Genomic DNA, 21,851 nt, shown 5'->3' with positions numbered 1-21,851 from the left:
GTCTGGGACGTGTAGTCTCGCGCGGTGGATCCCCTGCGCAAGGATACGGTCGACCGGCTGGAGCGTTTCTACGACGCGGTGCCGCGGGACTCCGCCCTCGCCGAGGAGCACGGCACCCTGGTGCTGTTCGTCCGCGACGGTGCCGGCTGGCCGTTCTACGCCCGGCCCCGCCTCGACGTCCCCGGGCCACCCACCCTCGCCGACGTCGCGGCCGTCCGCGAGCGCCAGCGGGAACTCGGGCTGCCGGAGTCCTTCGAGTGGGTCCACGAGGTCACGCCCGACCTGCTGGCCGTCGCCCGCTCGGCGGGCCTGTCCGTGCTCGAGGCGCCGCTGATGGTGCTCGACCCGGCCGCCCTGCCCGACCCGGCGACGCTCACCGACGTACCCGTGCGGCTGCTCGACCCGGCGGACCCGGACTTCGCGGCGGCGGTGGCCGCCCGCCGGGCCGTCGCCGCGGTCGGCTTCGCGGCACCCGGCACCGGCCGGGGTGCGGGTGGCCCCGCCGAGCGCGACGCCGCCCTCCCCGAACTCGACATGGCGGCGCTCGACGAGGAGCGGGCCCGGGTCGCCGACGGCCGGCGGCTGTCCGCCCTGGCCGGCACCGCGCAGGAGGGCACGCTGGCCAGCGGGATGGCGATGCGGGTGGGCGACGTCGCCGAGATCGCCGGCGTGGCCACCCTGCCGGCCGCCCGCCGTCGCGGCCTGGGCGCCGCCGTCACCGCCACCCTGGCCCGGGCGCTGCTCGCCGCCGGCACCGACGTGGTCTTCCTCTCCGCCGGCAGCGAGGAGATCGCCCGCGTCTACCTGCGGGTCGGTTTCCGCCGCATCGGCACCGCCTGCATCGCCGAACCCGCCCCCGTGGTCCCCTGACCGGAGCTACTGCGGCGGGCGCCACTCGGCCGCGCTCGCGGCGGCGCTGGCCAGCAGGCGCGGGCTGAGCGTGCCGAGGGCGGCGTCGCGGGCCCGCAGGGCGAGCCGCCCCCGGGCCTGGAGCACCGCCGACATGCGGCGGGTCTGCCGGATCACCGTCGCCGCCCGGGGCCGGCGCACCCGGTCGTACGCGACCACGGCGTCCGGCAGCCGCGACTCGCGCAGCAGCACGGCGAGCGTGGCGGCGTCCTCGAAGGCGAGGCAGGCGCCCTGGCCGAGGTGCGGCGGCATGGCGTGAGCCGCGTCACCCAGCAGCACCGCTCCCCCCGGGCCGGCCGGGAAACCGTACCCGCGGGGCAGCGGGCGCAGCTCGCGGATCTCCTGCTGGACCAGGTCGGCGGGGTCGGTGGCGTCGAGCAGGTCGGCGATCGGCGCGGGCCAGCCCGCGTACCAGCGGCGCAGCAGGGCGAGCTGGGTCTCCGGCGGCTCCGGCCGGGGCGCGCCGGCGGCGGTGGCCACCCAGTAGATCCCGCCGCGGCTGGACGCCCCGGAGGAGCCGCGCTCACCGAGCGACGCCGACACGAACCGGTAGCCGGCGCCCAGGACCTCGCCGGCGGGCAGGGCGTCGGCGGGCAGCCGGGGCGCCCGGTACCAGGGGATCACCGCCCGCCAGGCCGCGGAGCCGGAACTCACCACGGCCGCCTCGGGTGCGAGCTGCCGGCGGACGACGCTGTCGGTGCCGTCGGCGGCGACGACCAGGTCGGCCTCGATCGTGTGCCGCCCGTCACCGACCGACGGGCGGGCGCCGGACTCGGCGCGGACGGTGCGGACCGTCACGCCGGTCCGCAGCTCGACCCCGTCACCCAGCCCGGCGATGAGCGCGTCGTGCAGGTCCTCCCGGTGCACCACGACCGGCATCCGGTCGGCCGGGGTGGGGCGGGGCTGCACCAGCCACTGGCCGTCCGGGCGGCGTACCCCGCCGTCGGGTAGCGGCGTGGCGATCGCGTCCAGCCCGGCGCCGAGGCCGAGGGCGTGCAGCGCGCGGACCCCGTTGGGCCAGAGCACCACGGCCGTGGGCTCCGGACGGATCCGGTCGGCCCGCTCGACCAGGGTGACGCGCCACCCCGAGCGGGCCAGCGCGCCGGCGACCGCGAGACCGCCGACGCCGGCTCCGACCACGACCGCGCTGCGCATGCGGCGCCCCCCGCTCAGCTGTCGCGGTCGGCGGGGCGCGCACCGGTGTCCGGCGCCCCGGCGTCCCCGGCGTCCGCGTCGCCGGTCGCCGCCTGGCGCGCCGGCTCCGGCGCCCGGTCAACCGCGGTGGCGTCGTCGGCGGCCGGGGCGTCGCCGTCGTCGGTGGCCGCGGGCCCGTCCACCGCCTCGGGCGGCAGCTCGCCGGTCTCCCGCCAGCGGCGGAACTGCTGCTCGTCGACCACCCGGTACCCCTCCGGGGCCACCGGCCGGGCACCCGCCTCGCGGGCCGACAGGTCGACCTGGGACAGGTCCGACTCGGGGGCGGGCGTCGCCGCGGCGACGCCGACCGGGACCAGGTACTCCCGGGGACCGCGCACCCGCAGGAAGTAGACCAGCGCGGCGAGGAAGACCACCGCCGCGGTCCAGACGTTCAGGCGTACGCCGAAGAACGTGTTCGCCTCGTCGGTGCGCATCAGCTCGATCCAGAACCGGCCGGCCGTGTAGCCCATCACGTAGAGCGCGAACGCCCGGCCGCGGCCCAGCTTGAGCCGGCGGTCGAGGACCAGGACCAGGGCGGCGACGCCCAGGTTCCACAGCAGCTCGTAGGCGAAGGTGGGGTGGTAGAGGCCCTCCTCGAGGATGGGCCGGCCGGCGTCGTCGCGCAGCGCCTGACCCGGGTTGTCCGGGTCCATCCGGTGGATCTCCAGGCCCCAGGGCAGGCTGGTGCGGCCCCCGTACAGCTCGTTGTTGAACCAGTTGCCGAGCCGGCCGATCGCCTGCGCCAGCGGCAGCCCCGGTGCGACGGCGTCGGCCACCACCGCGAATGGGATGCCGAGCTGCCGGGCGGCGATCCACGCGCCGACCGCACCGCCGGCGACGGCGCCCCAGATGCCGAGACCGCCCTCCCAGACGGCGAACGCCTTCAGCGGGTCGCCGCCGGTGCCGAAGTACTTCTCCGGTGAGGTGACCACGTGGTAGATCCGGGCACCGATGATGCCGGTCGGCACCGCCCACACCGCGATGTCGAGCACCGCGCCGGGCGCGACCCCGCGCTGGCGCAGCCGCCGCTCGGCGACCCAGCAGGCCACCACGATGCCGACGATGATGCAGAGCGCGTACGCCCGGATCGGCACCGGGCCCACCTGCCACACGGCGGTGGTCGGGCTGGGCAGGGCCGCCAGGGGTGTCTGCGAGGCGAGGGTCACGGATGCACAGGCTACCGCCGATCGGCCCTTCCGTGGCACCCCGGTCCGCCGGCCCGCTCACCGCTCCATGACTTCCGGCGGCCACCGCCGTAGGCTCGGGTGCCATGAGCGCGCTCACCTGGGCCGTCGCCGCCGTCGTCACCGACAGCGCCGGTAGGGTGCTGCTGTGCCGGCAGGGCCGGGGCGAACGCCGGTACGCGCTGCCCGGCGGGCGCCTGCGCCCCGGCGAGAGCCCGGTCCGGGCGGTGCACCGGGACATCCGGGCCGAGACCGGCTGGGACGTCGACGTGGTCGACCTCGTCGGGCTCTACCACCTGGCCGAGCCGGGCACGCCGCCGGCGGGCCGGGGCGGCCCGCTGCCCGACGTGCTCGTGCACGTCTTCCGTGCCCGCGTGGTCGGTTCGGTTCCGGCGGGCGCCCCGACCGGCGGCTGCCGCCTCTCCTGGCACGATCCGGCCGCGCTGCCCGAGGTGCTGACCCCGACCACCCGGGCCGCCCTGACCGACGCCCTGTCGGGCCGCAGCGGCGTCGTCCGCGACTTCCCCCCGCCGCCCGCTGCTCCGGCCCCGCGGAGCGTCCCCCCGACGACCCCCGCGACCCGCCCCTGACGATCCGCGTCCGGGGCCGGAGCGGACGGGTCAGCGGGTGGGTGTGCGGACGCCTTCGGCGAGTTCGTTGCTCAGGGCACGCAGGGCGGTCAGGCCGGACGGCAGGTCCGGGGCGTCCAGGAGGCAGCGGATCAGAGCACTGCCCACGATGACGCCGTCGGCGTACCCGGCGACCGTGCTGGCCTGCGCCCCGGTGCCGACGCCGAGGCCGACACCCACCGGCAGGTCGGTGACCTCCCGGACCCGGGAGACCAGGATCGGCGCGGCCTCGGAGGTCTGCGCCCGCGCTCCGGTGACGCCCATGATCGCCGTGGCGTACACGAACCCGCGGCAGTGCTCGACGGTCATCCGCAGCCGGGCGTCCGTCGAGGACGGGGAGACCAGGAACGTCCGGTCCAGGCCGTACGCGTCGGAGGCGGCGAGCCACTCCTGCGCCTCGTCCGGGATGAGATCCGGTGTGATGAGGCCGGTGCCGCCGGCGGCGGCGAGGTCCCGGGCGAAGGTGTCCACGCCGTACTGCTCGACCGGGTTCCAGTAGGTCATCGTGACCACCGGGGCGCCCGTCGCGGCGACCGCCTCGACGATGCGCAGCGCGTCCGCGACCCGGACGCCGCCGGCCAGGGCGATGTCGCTCGCCTTCTGGATGACCGGCCCGTCCATCACCGGGTCGGAGTACGGGATCTCCATCTCGATGACGTCCACGCCGGCCTCGACCATCGCGGTCATCGCGGCGATGCTGCCCTCGACCGTCGGAAAGCCGGCGGGCATGCAGCCGACCAGCACCGCCCGACCGTCGGCGCGGGCCTTGTCGAAGGCGACCCCGATCCGGCTCACAGTCTCACTCCTTGTCGAGGATGCCGAAGTACTCCCCGGCGGTGTGCACGTCCTTGTCGCCCCGGCCGGAGAGGTTGACCACGACGACCGGCTCGCGCCCGAGCTCGGCGGCGAGCTTCGGGGCGATCGCGACGGTGCCGGCGAGCGCGTGCGAACTCTCGATCGCCGGGATGATCCCCTCGGTGCGGCAGAGCAGCTCGAAGGCGGCCATCGCCTCGGCGTCGGTGACCGGCAGGTACGTCGCCCGGCCGGTGTCGTGCAGCCAGGCGTGCTCCGGGCCGACGCCCGGGTAGTCGAGGCCGGCCGAGATCGAGTGCGACTCGACGGTCTGGCCGTCGGCGTCCTGCAGGACGTACGTGCGGGTGCCGTGCAGCACCCCGGACGAGCCGCCGGTGATGCTGGCCGCGTGCCGCCCGGTCGCCACCCCGTCGCCGCCGGCCTCGAAGCCGTACAGGCGCACGTCCGGGTCGTCGACGAAGGCGTGGAAGATGCCCAGCGCGTTGGAGCCGCCGCCGACGCAGGCGGTGACCGCGTCGGGCAGCGCGCCGGTGAGGTCGAGGCACTGCTGGCGGGCCTCGTCGCCGATGCCGCGGACGAAATCGCGCACCATGGCGGGGAACGGGTGCGGGCCGGCGGCGGTGCCGATCAGGTAGTGGGTGCTGTCGACGTTGGCGACCCAGTCGCGCATCGCCTCGTTCATCGCGTCCTTGAGCGTGCGCGACCCGGTGGTGACCGGCACGACGGTGGCGCCGAGCATCCGCATGCGGGCCACGTTGAGCGCCTGCCGTCGCGTGTCGACCTCGCCCATGTAGACCACGCACTCGAGGTCGAACAGGGCGGCGGCGGTGGCGGTGGCGACGCCGTGCTGCCCGGCCCCGGTCTCGGCGATGACCCGCTTCTTGCCCATCCGCCTGGTCAGCAGCGCCTGGCCGAGGACGTTGCGCACCTTGTGCGCGCCGGTGTGGTTGAGGTCCTCCCGCTTCAGCAGCACGCGGGCGCCGACCTTCGCGGAGAAGCGCCGGGCCTCGTAGAGCAGCGACGGGGTGCCGGCGTAGTCGCGCAGCAGGGCGCCGAACTCGGCCCGGAACGACTCGTCGGTCATCGCGGTGCGCCACGCCCCGTCCAGCTCGTCCAGCGCGGCCACCAGGGCCTCGGGGACGAACCGGCCGCCGAACCGGCCGAAGTGGCCGGTGCCGTCGGGGTACGAACCGGCCGGGGCGGCCAGCGCGTCGGCGCTCATCGCGGTTCCTCTCGCGTCTGGCCCGGCGCTCAGCGCACCGGGCGGGGCGTCGCCGGGTGGTTCCCGGCGTTGACCAGCTCGGCCACCGCCTCGCGGGGACTCTTCTGGGTGACCAGACCCTCGCCCACCAGCACCGCGTCGGCGCCGGCCGAGGCGTACCGGATCAGGTCGTGCGGGCCCCGCACACCGGACTCGGCGATCTTGACGACCCGGCTGGGCAGGCCGGGCGCGATCCGCTCGAACACCGAGCGGTCGACCTCCAGGGTACGCAGGTCACGGGCGTTGACCCCGATGACCTGGGCACCGGCCTCCAGCGCCCGGTCGGCCTCCTCCTCGTCGTGCACCTCGACCAGCGCGGTCATGCCGAGCGACTCGATCCGCTCGAGCAGGCCGACCAGCGCGTTCTGCTCGAGGGCGGCGACGATCAGCAGCACCAGGTCGGCGCCGTGGGCCCGGGCCTCGTGCACCTGGTAGCTGGAGACGACGAAGTCCTTGCGGAGGACCGGGATGTTCACCGCGGCGCGGACGGCGGCGAGGTCGTCCAGCGAGCCGCCGAACCAGCGGCCCTCGGTGAGGACGCTGATCGCCCGGGCCCCACCGGCCGCGTAGTCGCCGGCCAGGTCGGCCGGGTCGGCGATCTCGGCCAGCTTGCCCTTCGACGGCGAGGAGCGCTTGACCTCGGCGATCACCGCGACGCCCGGCTTGCGCAGGGCGGCGTACGCGTCCAGCGGCGGCGGGGCGGCGGCGGCCAGTTCCCGGATGCGCTCCAGCGGAACCTGCTCCTGCCGCCGGGCCACGTCCTCGCGCACACCGGCCAGGATCTCGTCGAGCACGCTTACGGACTTCGCCGCACCGGCGTCGTCCCCCTCCGCGTGCGCATGCTCAGCAGTCACCAACGGACTCCCCTCTCCGGGTGTCATGGGCCGATGCTAGGGGGGCGCTACCCGGCGCGGACCGCCGGGGGTATGGCGCTCCTCACGAAACGGGCTGCGGCATAATGCCCGACTTCGGTGAAGGACGGATCACGCACGGCCACCACGCCGCTCGACGGGGCGCCGCCGGGTGCCGGCCGCCCGCCCCTGACATCGACACGATGCTATCGACCTGGCACCGCTCCCGCCCGGTACGCGGACGCGGCGACGACGCCCGTCGATGCTGTGAGCAAGCTCAAGGCCGTACGGCCCTTTACCAGGTGAGAGCCGTCGATGGAGAGTTGACGCGCCGGTCACGAGCGCGAAACGCGAGCCGGCGAACATGTCCCTCGGGCAGACTCGATGAGGCGTCCGCCCGGGTCACACACGCATCTCCGTACGGGGTTGAATCATGAGCACTACCGCACCGCACCAGCACATCGGCCTCACCACCATCTCCCGTACCGTCGCGTCGCTCGCCGTCGGCGTGGTGCACACCCTCGAACGCGCCGTGGTCGGGGAGGGACGCATGCGCACCGCCCGGGGCAACGCGTGGGAGGCGGTCTGCGCCGACCGGGCCCGCGCCGACCAGCGTGCCGAACTGGATCGCCTGGTGGCCGAACTGGCGGCGGCCCGTTCCGCGGCCCGCGAGCGGCAGCGGGTGGGCTGAGCCCGGCCCGGGCCAGCCCGGCCGCATCGACCCGCCGGCCGGCACCGGCGCTCAGTCCCGCGTCGGGTCCTCGCCCCGGTCCAGCGCGTCCCACGCCTCGGTGGTGCGCCGGCCGGTCACCGGGCCCGGCTCCGGCCGCGCGGCGCTCACCGTCCGGGCCCGCCGCTCGTACCGGGCGCCCATCGCGGGCCACCGCCGTGCCCGCAGCGCCGTCAGCAGGCCGCCCGCCGCGGTGAGGACCCCGCCGACCAGGCAGAGCAGCGGCCACTGCCGGCTGACGTCACCGGCGAACCCGGCGACCAGCCCGTAGCCGCCGCCCGCCGCCACCGCGACCCCCAGCCCGGTCAGCAGGCCGCCGAGGAGCCGCCGCAACCGCCCCCGGGTGGCGAGCACTGCGCCCCCGCCGGCCAGCGCGACCAGGGCCAGCGCCGGCAGCCAGGGCAGCAGGTCGGCGCCGGTGCGCCCGGCGCGCACCGGCGGCAGCGGGGCGGGGCGCGGGGTCAGTTCCACCGCCCAGGTGCGGGTCGCCGCCCACGCCGCGAGTCCCGCGCCGGCCACGCAGAGCAGCACCGCGTACGTCAACTCGCGCCGGCCCGCCGCGCGGGGTGTGCCGGTGTCGGCCGCGCTCACCGGGCCGGCCTTCCGTCCGCGACGGCGCGGCTCCGCCGGGCCGCGCTCCCCGTCCTCACCGGGCGGCCCGCAGGGTCTCGGCGGCGGCGATCGCGGCGAGTACGGCGGCCGCCTTGTTCCGCGTCTCCTGCTCCTCGGCGGCCGGGTCGGAGTCGGCGACCACCCCCGCGCCGGCCTGGACGTACGCGCGCCCGTCGCGGATCAGCGCGGTGCGGATCGCGATCGCCATGTCGAGGTCGCCGCCGAAGCCGAAGTAGCCCACCGTGCCGCCGTACAGCCCACGCCGTACCGGCTCCAGCTCCTCGATGATCTCCATCGCCCGCACCTTGGGCGCGCCGGAGAGCGTGCCGGCCGGGAAGGTCGCGGCGAGGGCGTCGAAGGCGGTGCGGTCGTCGCGGAGGGTGCCGACGACGGTGGAGACGATGTGCATCACGTGGCTGTACCGCTCGATGGTGGCGAACTCGGGCACCTCCACCGTGCCGGGCCGGCAGACCCGGCCCAGGTCGTTGCGGCCCAGGTCGACCAGCATCACGTGCTCGGCCCGCTCCTTCGGGTCGGTGAGCAGTTCGGCGGCGAGGCGGGCGTCGGCCTCGGGGGTGCCGCCGCGCGGCCGGGTGCCGGCGATGGGGTGCAGCAGGGCCCGCCGCTGCCCCTCGGCGTCGGTGGTGACCTTGAGGTGGGCCTCCGGTGACGATCCGACGATGTCGAAGCCGTCGAAGCGCAGCAGGTACATGTACGGGCTGGGGTTGGTGGTGCGCAGCACCCGGTACACGTCGAGCGGGTCGGCGTGGGTCGGCCGTTCGAAGCGCTGGGCGAGGACGATCTGGAAGCACTCGCCGGCCCGGATCGCCTCCTTGGCCGCCTCCACCGCCTTCGGGTAACCCGCCTCGGGCGTACGGCAGAGCACGTCGCCGGCGGGCGCCCGGTCGACGGTCGAGATCATCGGCGGGATCGGCCGCGACAGCGCGGTGGTCATCGCGTCCAGCCGGCCGACGGCGTGGTGGTACGCCGCGGCGACGGCGGCCTCCCGGTCCGGTTCGTCGGGTGGCGGCAGGATCGCGTTGGCCACCAGGATCGCCGAGCCGTCGTAGTGGTCGAGCACCACCAGGTCGGTGGCGAGCAGCATCCCCAGCTCGGGCACGCCGAGGTCGTCCTCGGTGAGGGCGGGCAGCCGCTCGAAGCGCCGGACCAGGTCGTAGCCGAGGTAGCCGACCATGCCGCCGGTCAGCGGCGGGAGCCCGGCGTCGGCGGCCGGACCGGCCAGGGCCGCCACGGTCTCGCGGAGCACCGCGACCGGGTCGCCGGTGGTGGGCAGTCCCGCGGGCGGCCGGCCCGCCCACACCGCGGCGCCGTCGCGCTCGGTCAGCGCGGCGACGCTGCGGACGCCGATGAACGAGTACCGCGACCAGGCCAGCCCCGCCGAGCCGACGCCCTGCTCGGCGGACTCCAGCAGGAAGGTGCCCGGGCCGCCGGCCAGCTTGCGGTAGACGCCGACCGGGGTCTCGGCGTCGGCGAGCAGCCGCCGGGTGACCGGTACGACCCGCCAGCGCGCGGCCAGCTCGGCGAAGGTCGCCGCGTCGGGGCTCACCGTGCCGTCGGTCATGCCCGGACCCGCCCCTCGTCCCCGGGGCCCGCGACGCCGGTGACCGGCAGGTCGGTGTGGAAGCACGTGCGCTGCCCGGTGTGGCACGCCGGGCCGACCTGGTCGACGCCGACCAGCAGGGCGTCGCCGTCGCAGTCGAGGGCGACCGAGCGGACGTACTGGTGGTGGCCGGAGGTGGCACCCTTCACCCAGTACTCGTTGCGGCTGCGGGACCAGTACGTGGCCCGCCCGGTGGTCAGCGTGCGGTGCAACGCCTCGTCGTCCATCCAGGCCACCATCAGCACCTCGCCGGAGTCGTGCTGGCGGACCACCGCGGCCACCAGGCCGTCCGGCGTGCGCCGCAGCCGCGCGGCGACGGCCGGGTCCAGGCGGGAGGGCCGGGCCGGGCCGCCGGCCGGGTCCGGGCTGCGTTCGGCGCCGGTCACCGGCGCGTCAGGTACGGGCACAGTCACCCATTCTCCCGTACGCGCCACGGACACCGTCGGGGGCTCCCGGCGCGGCGGGAGACGCGCGGAGCACGACCGTGGCAGCCCCTTGCCAGCGGGACAGAATCTCACCTAGCGTTGAGTTCAACGGTTGATGAGTTTTTGCGGAGGTGGGCCATGGAGGACGCGATCGCCGTCCGGGACCTGGTCGTGGACCGGGGCGGGCGGCGGGTGCTGCACGGCATCGACGCGACCGTGCCGCGCGGCGCGGTGACCGGTCTGCTCGGCCCGAGCGGCAGTGGCAAGACCACGCTCATGCGGGCCGTCGTCGGGGTGCAGGTCGTCACGTCCGGCTCGGTGACCGTGCTGGGGCGTCCCGCCGGCGTTCCCGAGCTGCGCCGCCGGGTGGGTTACCTCACCCAGGCCCCGAGCGTGTACGTGGACCTGACCGTCCGGGAGAACGCCCGCTACTTCGCGGCGCTGCACGGGCGCGGGGCCGCCGACGCCGACCGGGCGGTGGCCGACGTCGGGCTGAGCGGGGCGGCCACCCAGCTCGTCGGCACCCTCTCCGGCGGCCAGCGCAGCCGGGCCTCGCTGGCCTGCGCGCTGGTGGGCGAGCCCGAGCTGCTCGTGCTCGACGAGCCGACCGTCGGGCAGGACCCGGTCCTGCGGGCCGAGCTGTGGGCCCGGTTCCACGCGATGGCGGCCGCCGGCACCACCCTGCTGGTCTCCAGCCACGTCATGGACGAGGCGGCCCGGTGCGACCGGCTGCTGCTGATCCGCGAAGGGCGGCTCATCGCCGACGACACCCCGGACGCCGTCCGCCGGGCGACCGGCGTCGACGACCTGGAGGAGGCGTTCCTCCGGATGATCCGCGCGAGCGAGGCCGGCACGAGCGCAGCCGGCACGAGCGAGGCCGGCACGGCCGGGCGGGAGGCGTCGTGAACCCCCGGATCCTCGCGGCCACCACCGGCCGCATCCTGCGCCAGCTGCGCCACGACCGACGTACGGTGGCGCTCCTGCTGATCGTGCCGGCGGTGCTGCTCGCGCTGGTCTACTACATGTTCGTCGACCAGCCGACGCCGCCGGGGCAGCCGTCGGCCTTCGACCGGATCGCGCTGGTGATGCTCGGGTTCTTCCCCTTCATCATCATGTTCCTGGTGACCAGCATCGCGATGCTGCGCGAGCGCACCACCGGCACGCTGGAGCGCCTGCTCACCACCCCGCTGGGCAAGCTCGACCTGCTCTTCGGGTACGGCATCGCGTTCGGCCTGGCCGGCGTCGTGCAGGCGACGGTGGCGTCGGCCGTCGCGTACTGGCTGTTCGACCTCGACACCGCCGGCAGCAGCGGCCTCGTCATCCTCGTCGCGGCCGTCAACGCGGTGCTCGCCGTCGCGCTCGGCCTGTTCTGCAGCGCCTTCGCCCGCACCGAGTTCCAGGCCGTACAGTTCATGCCGGTCGTGGTCGCCCCGCAGCTGCTGCTCTGCGGGCTCTTCGTGCCCCGGGACGAGATGGCCGGCTGGCTCCAGGCGGTCAGCGACGCGCTGCCCCTGTCGTACGCGGTCGAGGCGTTGCAGGAGGTCGGCGCGCACGCCGAACCGACCGGCACGATGTGGCGGGACCTGGCGATCGTCGGCGGCGCCGCCGTCCTGGCGCTGGTACTCGCCGCGGCCACCCTGCGGCGGCGCAGCGGCTGAGCCGGCCGTCGCCGCCGGGCCAGCCGACGGCCCGGCGGCGACGGCCGGACACGGCGGCGACGCTGCCCGGCGGCGGCGCTGCCCGGCGGCGACGCTGCCCGGCGGCGACGCTGCCCGGCGGCGACGCTGCCCGGCGGCGACGCTGCCCGGCGGCGACGCTGCCCGGCGGCGGCGCTTCCCGGCGGCGACGGAATGGAACGAGCGAAGGGCGGCGATGAGGCGGCGGACCGGACGGCGACCCGGCAACCCGGACACCCGGGCGGCGATCCTGGAGGCGGCGCGCGCCGCGTTCGCCGACCGGGGGTTCGACGCGACCTCGATCCGGGCCATCGCCGCCGCCGCGCAGGTCGACCCGGCGCTCGTGCACCACTACTTCGGCAGCAAGGACCAGCTCTTCCTGGCCGCGATGGAGGCGCCGGCCGACCCCCGGGAGGTGCTGCCGAGGGTGCTCGCCGGCGACCGCGAGCGCGTCGGCGAGCGACTGGTGCGCACCTTCCTCGGCGTCTGGGACTCGCCGGCCGGCGCGGCCGGGCTCGCGCTGCTGCGCTCGGCGGTCAGCAACGAGTGGACCGCCCGGCTGGTGCGGGAGTTCCTGACCACCCAGGTGCTCCGCCGGGTCCTCGACCACCTCGACATCGACCCGGCGGAGCTGCCGCTGCGCGGCTCACTGGTCGCCAGCCAGCTGGTCGGGCTGGCGATGATGCGGTACGTGGTCCGGCTGGAACCTGTCGCCTCCGCGGCGCCGGAGACGCTGGTCGCCGCCATCGGCCCGACGGTGCAGCGCTACCTCACCGGCGACCTGCCGGCCTGAGTCGGGACCGGGCCCCGGCCACCGGGACCTGCCGCCGGCGGTCCGGGGCGAGGGCTCGGCGTCGGCCGCCGTCCTAGAGCGCGGGCGGACGCGCCGGGAAGGCGGTCCCCTCCAGCTCCGCCTCCTCGGGGGTGCGGCTGCGGCCGAAGGCGTCCATCCTGCCCCAGCGGCCGGGGATGTTCAGCAGCTCGATACGCCCGATGCCGGTGGGCAGCTCCGGGTCGACGATGAGGTGTTCGCCGTGCGGGTCGAGGCCGAGCAGGACGCGCAACAGCAGCAGCGGGGCCCCCGTCGACCAGGCCTGTGGGCTGCAGGCGGTGGGGTACTCGACCGGGTACGTGGTGCGGGTTCGCGGGTAGCCGGCGAACGCCTCGGGCAGCCGGCCGTGGAAGTGCTCGGCGGCGTCGAGGATGCCCTGACAGATGGTGGCGGCCTCGCGGCGGAAGCCGTACCGCCACAGGCCCCAGGCGACGATGGAGTTGTCGAACGGCCAGACCGTGCCGACGTGGTAGCCGAGCGGGTTGTACCGGGCGCTGTCGGTGGCGAGGGTCCGCACCCCCCAGCCGGAGAAGAGCCGCGGGCTGAGCAGGAGTTCGGCCACCCGGCCGGCGCGGGACTCGTCGACGATGCCGCTCCACAACAGGTGCCCGATGTTGGACGACAGCGCGTCGACCTGACCGCCATCGGCGTCGAGGGCGAGGGCGTAGTACTCCCCGTCGGCGATCCAGAACTCCTCGTTGAACCGGGCCTTGAGGTCGGCGGCCTCGCGTTCCAGGCGGTCCGCGTAGGCCGGGTCGTTCCAGAACAGGCGGGCCAGGCGAGCGCCACGCATCTTCGCGTCGTAGGCGTAGCCCTGCAGTTCACAGGTCGCCCGGGGGAAGCCGGGCAGGCGGCCGTCGCGGTAGGACACCGAGTCCGGGGAGTCCTTCCAGCACTGGTTGGGCAGCCCGGTCGCGGGGTTGCGGGTCTGGTACCAGAGATATCCGGTGTCGAGGAGGTCACCGTAGGTGTCGATCCACCGCAGCGCGGCGCGGGCCTCGAACTCGTACGCCCGCACCAGGGTCGCGTCCCCGGTCCAGCGTTCGTACTCGTCGAGCAGGATCACGAACAACGGGGTGCTGTCGGCGGACCCGTAGTACGGGGAGTGCGGCTGCTCCTCGAAGCCCGCCGACTCGCCGTAGCGCAGCTCGTGCAGGATCTTGCCCGGTTCCTCGTCGGAGAAGTCGTTGACCCGGGTGCCCTGCGCGTAGACGAGGGTGCCGAGGGTGGCCGGCACGAGCTGCGGGGTGAACGGCAGGGCCTGCAGGCAGGTGAAGATGCTGTCGCGGCCGAACACGGTCATGAACCACGGCAGGCCGGCGGCGACCAGATGCGCGGCCATGGTGATCGACGTGTACCGCAGCGCCGCCAGGTCCACCAGGCTCCGCCGGTAGGTCGACATGATCGACGGGTTGTCGCTGCAGAGTCGCGGCGCCGCGGACGTCCACCGGCGCAGCTCCTCGTCCAGCTCGTCACGGGAGCGGGCGTGCCGCAACTTCACGGTGTCCCGGAAATCCCGTTCCTGCGCACCGAGCACGAGGGTTCGCACCTGCAGCCGTGTCTGCCACTCCCCCTGCGGCGGGACCCGGACCTGGAAGGTCATCCCGCTGGGATCGATGAGCGCGGCGGCGTCGGTGGAGATCACGGTTTCCCGGTGGAACCGGTCGCGCCGGTAGCGCAGCCGGAGCTGCCCCTCCTCCACGATCGCCGACACCGGCGCCTTCTTGGGCTGCGGGTTCTTGACCTCGAAGATGTCGGCGAAGTCGCTGCCCATGTCCACCCGCACCGTCACGTCCACCTCGCGGTCGCCGTGGTTGAGGACAGCGAGGTCCTCGACGAAGCTGCCGCCGATCATCCGGTTGCGGATCACCGACACCTTCGCGTCGACATAGTGGGTGGGTTCCCCGGGCACGAGGAAGAACCGGGTCTCGAAGTACCGGATGTCGTCGACCGACAGCGCGTGCAGGCGCTCCCCGTTCAGCCTCAGCCGCCAGGTGGACAGGAAGCGGGTGTCGTAGGAGAACAGGCCGGTCGGCACACTGGGCGACGGGTCGACGTCGCCCCGCTCGTCGCAGACGAGGAAGGTGTTGCCGTCCAGGATGCTGATCGATTTCCTCATCCCGGCGTCACCGGGGCCGTCTTCCGCAGCCGCTCCCGCCACACGGGCCCGTGCAGGGCCTGCCGCCGGGCGACCTCCCGTGGGTCGAGCGTGCCGGACGGCGCGGGGAAGAACCGCCGGAACGTCAGGACCAGACGGGGGTCACCGGCGGACGTCGCCTCGTTGCGGAACAGCGCGGCGATCAACGGCGTGTCACCGCGGATCAACCGCTCGAAGAACTCGTGCGTGGTCGTCATGACCGTGTCGGCGGGCTTCGCCTCCTGGGTGACGACGACCGCGTCCTCGGCGGTCATGTCCACGTACCAGTGATCGGTGTGACCGCCGTCGACGAGGTCGACGCGGATGCTTCCCCGGATCCGTGGCGGCAGATCCGCACGACCGCGTTGCCCCAGCCCGAGGAAGAACGCCTCGACGGCCCCACCCATACATCCCCCCACGCAGCTCACCGCAGTCTAGGCAGGCGCCGACGGTCTCGGGGTGGTTTCGCGGACCGTTGCGGACCGTCGCCGGCAGCGTGATCGCGCGGCGGCGGAACCTACCGGCGTCCCTCTCCGGCGCCGACGTGCGGGCAGAGCATCGGGTGCAGCAGCCGGGCCAGTTCGGCGTGGTCGGCCACCGGCCGGGGGAAGGCGAGCCGGGCCCGGCGCGGCGCGCCCGGCCGGCCGTACGCGACGAGCAGCCCGTACCGGTCGAGGCGCACCACCCGCGGCCCCGCGTCGGCACCGCCGTCGACCAGGCCGAGCTGCCGGCGCAGGTACGCCGACAGCTGCTCGGCGTGGTGGTCGGCGAGGTCGGCCAGCAGCGCCGCCTCGACCGGGTGCAGCGGATCCGGCTCGGCCTCGGCGTACGCCTCGGGGTCGACCCGCCGGACGGAGCCGGCGCGTTCCCAGCGGGCCTCGACCACCTCGAAGCGGAACAGCCGGAACCGGGTGCCGACGTCGAGCAGGTCACCGGTGGCGTCGACGGCGGCGAAGTCCACCGCCGCCGCCCGCGCCCCGGCGCCGTGCAGCTCCTCGGCCCAGCCGGAGACCCAGGCGCGGCCGAGCGCCGGCGCGCCGGCCGCCGGGGGCAGGTCGAGCACGTCCAGCACGATGGCCACGTCGGAGCCGCCGGCGGTGGGCCGCAGCGCGGCGGCGAGGTCGCTGACGACCGGCACCAGCAGCAGCACCCGGCCGTCGGGGTCGGTGACGTGCCGGACGTGGTGCGGGCCCGGACGGTGCGCCACGTGGACGAGGCCGGGCAGCCGGCCCGCGACGAGGGTACGGACGATCTCCGCGGGACTGGGCCGCATGGCACGACCTCCTCAGTAGGTTAGGCTCACCTAACTCGGAGCGTAGAGCACCGGCACCGCCGCGTCTACCTGGTCTGTTCGAGCCAGGAGGCGTAGAGCAGCCCGTACACCGACTCGGGGTCGCGGACCAGCTCCTCGTGCGGGCCACGCTGCACGATCCGGCCCCGGTCCACCACGATCACCTCGTCGGCGGCCTGCGCCGTGGAGAGCCGGTGCGCGATGGCGAGCGTCGTCCGGCCCCGGGTCACCGCGTCCAGGGTGCGTTGCAGCCGCACCTCGGTGGCCGGGTCGACCGCGCTGGTCGCCTCGTCGAGCACCAGCAGGTCCGGGTCGGCGACGTACGCCCGGGCCAGCGCGACCAGCTGCCGCTCGCCGACGCTGAGCGCCTCGCCGCGCTCCCCCACCGGCGTGTGCAGGCCGGCCGGCAGCCCGTCCAGCCAGTCCGCCAGCCCCAGCTCGGTGAAGGCGGCGGCCAGCTCGTCGTCGGTCAGGTCGGGACGGGCGAACCGGACGTTCTCCGCGACGGTGGCGTCGAACAGGAACCCGTCCTGCGGCACCATCACCACCCGCGAGCGCAGGGAGGCGAACCGCACCTCCCGCAGCGGGACCCCGGACAGCAGCACGTCCCCCTCGGTCGGATCCATCAGGCGGGTGAGCAGCTTCGCGAACGTGGTCTTGCCGCTGCCGGTCTCGCCGACCACCGCCACCCGGCTCTTCGCCGGAATGTCCACGTCGATGTCGTGCAGCACCGGCGCACCGCCCGGATAGGCGAACCCCACCCCGGCGAACCGGATGTCCAGCGGGCCCGGCGGCAGCTCCCGCCCCTGCTCGCCCGGGTCCGCGACGTCCGGCGCGACGTCCAGCACGTCGAGCACCCGGCGCCAGCCGGCGATCGCGTTCTGCGCCTCGTTGAGCACCTCGGTGGCGATCTGCACCGGCTGGATGAAGAGCGTGACCAGGAACAGGAACGCGGTCACCTCGCCGATGCTGAGCGTGCGGTCGGCGCCGAGCAGCACCCCGAGCAGCACGACACCGGCGAGGGCCACACCGGCCGCGATCTCGCCGACCGAGCTGCCCAGGATGCTGATCCGGATGGCCCGCTGCTGGGCCCGGCGCTGGTTGTCGATCGCCTCGTCCAGCCGCCGCGCGGTCCGCCCGGCGATCCCGTACGCCCGGATCACCGGCGCTCCGACCACGCTCTCGGCGATCGCGCCGAGCAGCGTGCCGGTGCGCTGCCGCACCACCCCGTACGCCCCGGCGAGGCGCTGCTGGACGCGCCGGATCACGAAGACCGCCGGGCCGAACGCGGCGAACACCACCAGGGTCAACTGCCAGGAGTACGCGAGCATGACGGCCGTGGTCACCACCAGCTGGCCGAGGTTGACCAGCAGGATCACGCCGCCCCACTGGAGGAACTGGGTGATCTGGTCGACGTCGCTGGTCACCCGGGACACCAGCGAGCCGCGCCGCTCGGACTGCTGGTGCAGCATCGACAGGTCGTGCACGTGCCGGAAGGCGCGGACCCGCACGTTGGCCAGCGCCGTCTCGCTGACCGTGAACAGCCGCCGCATCATCAGGTAGCCGCAGGTGGTGGTGACGACGAGCACCGCCGCCGTGACGGTCACGACCGTCCACACCACGCCCAGCTCGAGGCCGCCGGCGATGCCGTTGTCGATGCCCTGCTGCACCGCCACCGGCACGGCCGCCCGGCCGACCATGTAGACCAGCGCCAGGCCGAGCGTGCCGGCCAGCCCGACCCGCAGCTCCGGGGAGAGCGCCAGGCCGCGCCGCAGCGTCCGCCAGGTCGTCTCGGTCGCCTCCGGCGCCTCCGGGACCGTCACCGGTCCACCTCCATCTCCAGGCCGGACGCCAACGGTGGCGTGACCTCGTCGTCGTACGTGCGCTGCTCGGCCTGCTCGACCTCGGCCTGCTCGTACGCGGTGACCAGGTCGGCGTAGCCGGGGACGGTGGCGAGCAGCTCGGTGTGCGTGCCCCGGGCGACCACCCGGCCCTGCTCCAGGTAGATCACCTCGTCGGCGAGCGCGATGGTCGCCCGCCGGTACGCGACCACGAGGATCGACGCGGCCGCCGCACCCGGGTGGCCAGCCGGCGAGCGCAGCCCGGCCAGGATCGCGGCCTCCACCCGGGGATCGACCGCGCTGGTGGCGTCGTCGAGCACGAGCAGGCGCGGCCGGCCGGCCAGGGCGCGGGCCAGGGTGAGCCGCTGCCGCTGGCCGCCGGAGAGCGAGGTGCCCCGCTCACCCACCCGGGTGTCCAGCCCGTCGGGGAGGGCGGCGACGAAGCCGTCCGCCTCCGCCAGCCGCAGCGCCGCCCAGACGTCGTCGTCGCCGATGCCCGGCCGGTCGAGGGTGATGTTCGCGCGGACGGTGTCGTCGAAGACGAACGGCACCTGCGCGACGAGCGCGGCGGTGCCGGCGAGGGAGGCGGCGGTGAGGTCCCGCACGTCCACCCCGTCGATCGCGACGGTGCCGGTGCGCGGGTCGACCAGCCGGACGGCGAGTGAGGCGACGGTGGACTTGCCGGCGCCGGTCGGCCCGACGAGGGCGACCGTCTTCCCGGCCGGCACCGTGAAGCCGACCTCGCCGAGCACCTCCGCGCCGGGCAGGTGCGCCTCGACCGGTTCGTACGCGAAGTGGACGTCGGTGAAGGTGAGGGTGGCCGGCCGGGGGTCGGCGGGGTCGAGGACGCGGTCGCCGTACGGCATCTCGCCGCTCGCGTCGAGCACCCGCCGGACCCGGTCCCAGCCGGCGACGCTGCGCGGCAGCTCGGCCAGCACCCAGCCGATGGCGCGCACCGGGAACGCCAGCACGGTGAACAGGAACGCCACGCTGACCAGCTCGGCGACGCTGATCGCGCCCTGCCGCAGCCGGAAGGCGCCGACCACGAGCACCGCGAGCGTGCCGAGGCTCGGCAGGGTCTCCAGCATCGGGTCGAAGACGCCGCGCAACCGCCCGACCGACACCAGCGCGTCCCGCAGCTCGCGGGCGCGGGCGCCGAACCGGTCGGTCTCCTGCGCCTCGCGCCCCATGGTCTTGACCACCAGCGCGCCGTCGAAGCTCTCGTGGGCGATGCCGCTCACCTCGGCCCGCAGCCGCTGCGCCCGGGCCTGGCGGGGGGCCATCCGGCGGGAGTAGACGACGTTGAGCGCGAAGAGCGCCGGGAAGACGGCGAGACCGACCAGGGCGAGGGCCCAGTCGGTCACGAACAGCGACACCACCGCGCCGACCAGCATCACCAGCGTGCCGACGGCGAACGGCAGCGGCGCGATGGGGTACCACGCGGCCTCGACGTCCGAGTTGGCGTTGGAGAGCAGGGTGCCGGTGGCGTTGCGGTGGTGCCAGGACAGCGGCAGGTCGAGGTAGCGCCGGGTGACCCGGCGGCGGTAGGCGGCCTGGAGGCGGAACTGCATGTACCCGGCGCCGAGCCGCCGGCCGAAGATGCCGACCACCCGCAGCACGCTGATGCCGAACAGCGCGGCGGCGGCCAGGGCGAGCGCGCCGACCTCCACCGAGCCGTCCGCGATCGCCGGCACCACCACGTCGCCGACCACCGCGCCGACCACGTACGCGCTGGCGATGATCATCAGCCCGAAGAGCACGCTGCCGGTCACGGCGACCGCGAAGATCCGCGGCTGTTCCCGGATCGCCCGGCCGAGGACGGCCAGTCCCCGCCAGAGCACGTCCCGACTCGTCCCGCTCGCCACGCTCTCCCCCGCCGTAAGCCGCAATTATCTCTCCCATCCTTACGTGTCGGGGCCAGCTCCGCCGACCCGGGCGGGCATGTCCACCGTCACCTCTCCGGCCGGCGCGGACGGCCGGCGCGCACCGGCCACCCGGCACCGCGGGTCCGGGGACCCGCCGTGCGGGGTGACGGGGCCTACCATCGATGCCATGCCGCGGCACGCCCGATCGGAGCGCGAGGCGCTCGCCGATCTCCTGCAGACGCTCGGACCGGACGCACCGACGCTCAACGAGGGCTGGAGCACGCGGGACCTCGCCGCCCACCTGGTGCTGCGGGAGCGGCGCCCGGACGCCGCCGGCGGCATCCTGCTCACGCCGCTGCGGGGGTACGCGGAGCGGGTCCGCCGCCGCATCGCCGCCCGGCCGTGGCCCCAACTGGTCGACCAGGTGCGCCGTCCGCCGGTGTGGAGCCCGGTCAGCAATCCGGTGACCGACGAGCTGGCCAACACTCTCGAGTTCTTCGTCCATCACGAGGACATCCGCCGCGCCCGGCCGGACTGGCTGCCCCGCGACCTGCCGGTCGCGCTGCACCGGGCGCTGTGGAAGCGCGCCGCCCCGCTGGCCCGGGTGGCGCTGCGCCGCTTCCCGGCCGACGTGTTCGTCCAGGCGCCCGGGCACGGGGGGCTGTCGGTCGGCCGGGGCGGGGAACCGGTCCGGGTGGTGGGCGCGCCCGGCGAACTGGTGCTCTTCCTGACCGGTCGGCAGCGCGCGGCGCGGGTGCAGGTCGACGGGCCGACGCCCGTCGCCGACCGGCTGCGGGCCGCCCGGCTGGGAATGTAACGGAGTGTGCTCAAACGGTCACGCGACACTCCGGGACGCCTTCGCCCCACTGATCGCGGCCGATCCCGTCCTCCCGTACGCTGTGCCGCGCCGCCCGCCCCGGGGCGGCGCGACAGGGGGAGCACCATGCGGACCTTCGCGGTCTCGGCGCTTCATGAGCCGCCCTTCCCTGCCGGACCGCACGTCGAGACGGCGCGGCTGGAAGGGCAGAGCATCGCCTGGGCGCAACGCTTCGGACTGATCACTAGCGGGCACCGGCTCCGCCGGGCGGACGCCGCCGGCCTCGCCGGGCGCGCCTGTCCCGGTGGCCCCGTCGAACGGGTCCGCCTGCTGGCCGACCTGATCACCTGGTTGTTCGTCATGGACGACGCCTGCGACGAGGACGGTCTGGGTGCGTCGCCCACCCGCCTGGCCCCGACCGTCGCGGTGCTGCTCGACGTGCTGGACCGGCAGGGTGACCCGGGGGCGGCGCAGCCGACCGGCGCGGGCCCGCTGGGCGACGCGCTGGACGACCTCTGCCGGCGGGTCCGGCAGCTCGGCCCACCCGGCCTGCTGCTGCGGTTCACCAGCCAGGTCCGCGACTACCTGCTCGCACTGCTGTGGGAGGCGGCCAACCGGGAACACGGCCGGGTGCCCCTGCTCGACGAGTACGTGCAGATGCGCCGGCACACCGGCGCGGTGCAGCCGAGCTTCACGCTGACCGACCTCGCCGCCGGCGGGTTGCCGGGGCCGGGGCGGCGCGCCGATCCGGCGCTGGTCGCCCTCGACCTGCTCGCCGCCGACCTGGTCTGCTGGTGCAACGACCTCTTCTCGTACGGCAAGGAGACCCGCGACACCCGGGACGCGCACAATCTGGTGACCGTGCTGGTCGAGGGGTCCGGCGGCGACGAGGCGGTGGCGCTGCGGGCCGCGGCCGACCGGTTCAACGGGGCGCTGGCGGCGTACCTGGCGGCGGACTCGGCGCTCTGGGCGACCGGGGACGACGTGCTGCGGACGGTCCTGCGCAACCGCCGCGCCTGGATCCGCGCCACCTACGACTGGTCGCGGACGGCGGCCCGGTACGCCTGACCGGCAGTGTTCCACCAGGTGGGACGTGGGACGCTCCCGCGGGCAGGGCTAGCCGAGGCCCGGGGGCAGGCAATACTCTTCGGTAACGCACATTG

The 21,851-nt window shown here is 75.2% G+C and carries 21 protein-coding genes; 8 read left to right on the top strand and 13 right to left on the bottom strand.

All coding sequences use genetic code 11. The annotated features are described in order from the left end of the window. The first annotated feature begins 24 nt into the window (after window positions 1–24). Window positions 25–870, top strand: a complete 846-nt coding sequence (locus GKC29_RS13465; protein ID WP_155331165.1) for a GNAT family N-acetyltransferase — start codon at window positions 25–27, stop codon at window positions 868–870. A 6-nt stretch (window positions 871–876) separates the two neighbouring features. Here the strand turns inward: GKC29_RS13465 and GKC29_RS13460 are convergent, their stop codons facing one another. Continuing rightward, window positions 877–2,064 carry an NAD(P)/FAD-dependent oxidoreductase gene (locus GKC29_RS13460; protein WP_155331164.1) on the bottom strand — a complete coding sequence of 396 codons (1,188 nt, stop codon included), beginning with the start codon at window positions 2,062–2,064 and terminating at the stop codon, window positions 877–879. A gap of 14 nt (window positions 2,065–2,078) precedes the next feature. Then, window positions 2,079–3,269, bottom strand: coding sequence for a prolipoprotein diacylglyceryl transferase (gene lgt, locus GKC29_RS13455; protein ID WP_155331163.1), 1,191 nt, complete (start codon window positions 3,267–3,269; stop codon window positions 2,079–2,081). A gap of 104 nt (window positions 3,270–3,373) precedes the next feature. Here lgt and GKC29_RS13450 point away from each other — a divergent pair, with 104 nt between their 5' ends. Then, window positions 3,374–3,877 carry an NUDIX hydrolase gene (locus tag GKC29_RS13450; RefSeq protein ID WP_155331162.1) on the top strand — a complete coding sequence of 168 codons (504 nt, stop codon included), beginning with the start codon at window positions 3,374–3,376 and terminating at the stop codon, window positions 3,875–3,877. 30 nt (window positions 3,878–3,907) lie between these two features. Here GKC29_RS13450 and trpA read toward each other — a convergent pair whose 3' ends face one another. The 3 genes from trpA to trpC are packed head-to-tail and all read right to left on the bottom strand — an operon-like array spanning window position 3,908 to window position 6,784. Further along, a complete protein-coding gene (trpA, locus tag GKC29_RS13445; protein ID WP_155331161.1) occupies window positions 3,908–4,711 on the bottom strand; it encodes a tryptophan synthase subunit alpha in 804 nt (267 codons plus the stop codon). 4 nt (window positions 4,712–4,715) lie between these two features. After that, on the bottom strand, window positions 4,716–5,951 hold the full coding sequence (gene trpB, locus GKC29_RS13440) for a tryptophan synthase subunit beta (RefSeq protein ID WP_155331160.1): 1,236 nt from the start codon (window positions 5,949–5,951) through the stop codon (window positions 4,716–4,718). Between the two features lie 29 nt (window positions 5,952–5,980). Then, window positions 5,981–6,784: an indole-3-glycerol phosphate synthase TrpC gene (gene trpC, locus GKC29_RS13435; protein ID WP_196255915.1), complete on the bottom strand. Its 804-nt coding sequence runs from the start codon at window positions 6,782–6,784 to the stop codon at window positions 5,981–5,983. A 490-nt stretch (window positions 6,785–7,274) separates the two neighbouring features. Between trpC and GKC29_RS13430 the strand changes: the two genes are divergently transcribed. Further along, window positions 7,275–7,532, top strand: a complete 258-nt coding sequence (locus GKC29_RS13430; RefSeq protein WP_155331158.1) for a hypothetical protein — start codon at window positions 7,275–7,277, stop codon at window positions 7,530–7,532. A gap of 51 nt (window positions 7,533–7,583) precedes the next feature. Here the strand turns inward: GKC29_RS13430 and GKC29_RS13425 are convergent, their stop codons facing one another. Genes GKC29_RS13425 through hisI form a run of 3 tightly spaced genes read right to left on the bottom strand, consistent with a single transcriptional unit; the run spans window position 7,584 to window position 10,211 of the window. Beyond that, window positions 7,584–8,162: a Trp biosynthesis-associated membrane protein gene (locus GKC29_RS13425; protein WP_155331157.1), complete on the bottom strand. Its 579-nt coding sequence runs from the start codon at window positions 8,160–8,162 to the stop codon at window positions 7,584–7,586. A gap of 55 nt (window positions 8,163–8,217) precedes the next feature. After that, window positions 8,218–9,765, bottom strand: a complete 1,548-nt coding sequence (locus GKC29_RS13420) for an anthranilate synthase component I (protein ID WP_155331156.1) — start codon at window positions 9,763–9,765, stop codon at window positions 8,218–8,220. Further along, window positions 9,762–10,211 (bottom strand): phosphoribosyl-AMP cyclohydrolase, encoded by a 450-nt coding sequence (gene hisI / locus GKC29_RS13415; protein WP_155331155.1) that lies wholly within the window; start codon window positions 10,209–10,211, stop codon window positions 9,762–9,764. Before hisI ends, GKC29_RS13420 begins: the two co-directional genes overlap by 4 nt. Before the next feature lie 156 nt (window positions 10,212–10,367). On the opposite strand from hisI, the gene GKC29_RS13410 reads away from it, so the two are divergent. From GKC29_RS13410 to GKC29_RS13400, 3 genes are all read left to right on the top strand, one after another. Further along, window positions 10,368–11,135, top strand: coding sequence for an ABC transporter ATP-binding protein (locus tag GKC29_RS13410; RefSeq protein ID WP_155331154.1), 768 nt, complete (start codon window positions 10,368–10,370; stop codon window positions 11,133–11,135). Beyond that, on the top strand, window positions 11,132–11,887 hold the full coding sequence (locus tag GKC29_RS13405) for an ABC transporter permease (RefSeq protein ID WP_155331153.1): 756 nt from the start codon (window positions 11,132–11,134) through the stop codon (window positions 11,885–11,887). Before GKC29_RS13410 ends, GKC29_RS13405 begins: the two co-directional genes overlap by 4 nt. A 214-nt stretch (window positions 11,888–12,101) precedes the next feature. Next, window positions 12,102–12,698, top strand: coding sequence for a TetR family transcriptional regulator (locus tag GKC29_RS13400; protein ID WP_155331152.1), 597 nt, complete (start codon window positions 12,102–12,104; stop codon window positions 12,696–12,698). A gap of 73 nt (window positions 12,699–12,771) precedes the next feature. Here GKC29_RS13400 and GKC29_RS13395 read toward each other — a convergent pair whose 3' ends face one another. From GKC29_RS13395 to GKC29_RS13375, 5 genes are all read right to left on the bottom strand, one after another. Then, window positions 12,772–14,856: a glycogen debranching N-terminal domain-containing protein gene (locus GKC29_RS13395; RefSeq protein WP_155331151.1), complete on the bottom strand. Its 2,085-nt coding sequence runs from the start codon at window positions 14,854–14,856 to the stop codon at window positions 12,772–12,774. After that, window positions 14,853–15,281, bottom strand: coding sequence for an SCP2 sterol-binding domain-containing protein (locus tag GKC29_RS13390; RefSeq protein ID WP_155331150.1), 429 nt, complete (start codon window positions 15,279–15,281; stop codon window positions 14,853–14,855). The genes GKC29_RS13395 and GKC29_RS13390 overlap by 4 nt, the downstream gene beginning before the upstream one ends. Window positions 15,282–15,391: 110 nt before the next feature. After that, window positions 15,392–16,147, bottom strand: a complete 756-nt coding sequence (locus GKC29_RS13385; RefSeq protein WP_155331149.1) for a DUF2470 domain-containing protein — start codon at window positions 16,145–16,147, stop codon at window positions 15,392–15,394. A 65-nt stretch (window positions 16,148–16,212) separates the two neighbouring features. After that, window positions 16,213–17,988, bottom strand: a complete 1,776-nt coding sequence (locus GKC29_RS13380) for an ABC transporter ATP-binding protein (protein ID WP_155331148.1) — start codon at window positions 17,986–17,988, stop codon at window positions 16,213–16,215. Beyond that, window positions 17,985–19,871: an ABC transporter ATP-binding protein gene (locus GKC29_RS13375; protein ID WP_155331147.1), complete on the bottom strand. Its 1,887-nt coding sequence runs from the start codon at window positions 19,869–19,871 to the stop codon at window positions 17,985–17,987. The genes GKC29_RS13380 and GKC29_RS13375 overlap by 4 nt, the downstream gene beginning before the upstream one ends. Window positions 19,872–20,058: 187 nt before the next feature. On the opposite strand from GKC29_RS13375, the gene GKC29_RS13370 reads away from it, so the two are divergent. Then, window positions 20,059–20,688 (top strand): TIGR03085 family metal-binding protein, encoded by a 630-nt coding sequence (locus tag GKC29_RS13370; protein ID WP_155331146.1) that lies wholly within the window; start codon window positions 20,059–20,061, stop codon window positions 20,686–20,688. Between the two features lie 126 nt (window positions 20,689–20,814). Continuing rightward, window positions 20,815–21,756 carry a terpene synthase gene (locus GKC29_RS13365; RefSeq protein WP_155331145.1) on the top strand — a complete coding sequence of 314 codons (942 nt, stop codon included), beginning with the start codon at window positions 20,815–20,817 and terminating at the stop codon, window positions 21,754–21,756. The last annotated feature ends 95 nt before the right edge of the window (window positions 21,757–21,851 follow it).

This window comes from Micromonospora sp. WMMC415 (assembly GCF_009707425.1).
Classification (GTDB): Bacteria; Actinomycetota; Actinomycetes; order Mycobacteriales; family Micromonosporaceae; genus Micromonospora.
This window is presented reverse-complemented; position numbering and strand designations above follow the sequence as displayed.

Coding starts and splice junctions, on each gene's coding strand:
- GKC29_RS13460 (WP_155331164.1), bottom strand. CDS start 2,064: ATGCGCAGCGCGGTCGTGGTCGGAGCCGGCGTCGGCGGTCTCGCGGTC.
- GKC29_RS13450 (WP_155331162.1), top strand. CDS start 3,374: ATGAGCGCGCTCACCTGGGCCGTCGCCGCCGTCGTCACCGACAGCGCC.
- trpB (WP_155331160.1), bottom strand. CDS start 5,951: ATGAGCGCCGACGCGCTGGCCGCCCCGGCCGGTTCGTACCCCGACGGC.
- GKC29_RS13430 (WP_155331158.1), top strand. CDS start 7,275: ATGAGCACTACCGCACCGCACCAGCACATCGGCCTCACCACCATCTCC.
- GKC29_RS13420 (WP_155331156.1), bottom strand. CDS start 9,765: ATGACCGACGGCACGGTGAGCCCCGACGCGGCGACCTTCGCCGAGCTG.
- GKC29_RS13410 (WP_155331154.1), top strand. CDS start 10,368: ATGGAGGACGCGATCGCCGTCCGGGACCTGGTCGTGGACCGGGGCGGG.
- GKC29_RS13400 (WP_155331152.1), top strand. CDS start 12,102: ATGAGGCGGCGGACCGGACGGCGACCCGGCAACCCGGACACCCGGGCG.
- GKC29_RS13395 (WP_155331151.1), bottom strand. CDS start 14,856: ATGAGGAAATCGATCAGCATCCTGGACGGCAACACCTTCCTCGTCTGC.
- GKC29_RS13390 (WP_155331150.1), bottom strand. CDS start 15,281: ATGGGTGGGGCCGTCGAGGCGTTCTTCCTCGGGCTGGGGCAACGCGGT.
- GKC29_RS13385 (WP_155331149.1), bottom strand. CDS start 16,147: ATGCGGCCCAGTCCCGCGGAGATCGTCCGTACCCTCGTCGCGGGCCGG.
- GKC29_RS13370 (WP_155331146.1), top strand. CDS start 20,059: ATGCCGCGGCACGCCCGATCGGAGCGCGAGGCGCTCGCCGATCTCCTG.
- GKC29_RS13365 (WP_155331145.1), top strand. CDS start 20,815: ATGCGGACCTTCGCGGTCTCGGCGCTTCATGAGCCGCCCTTCCCTGCC.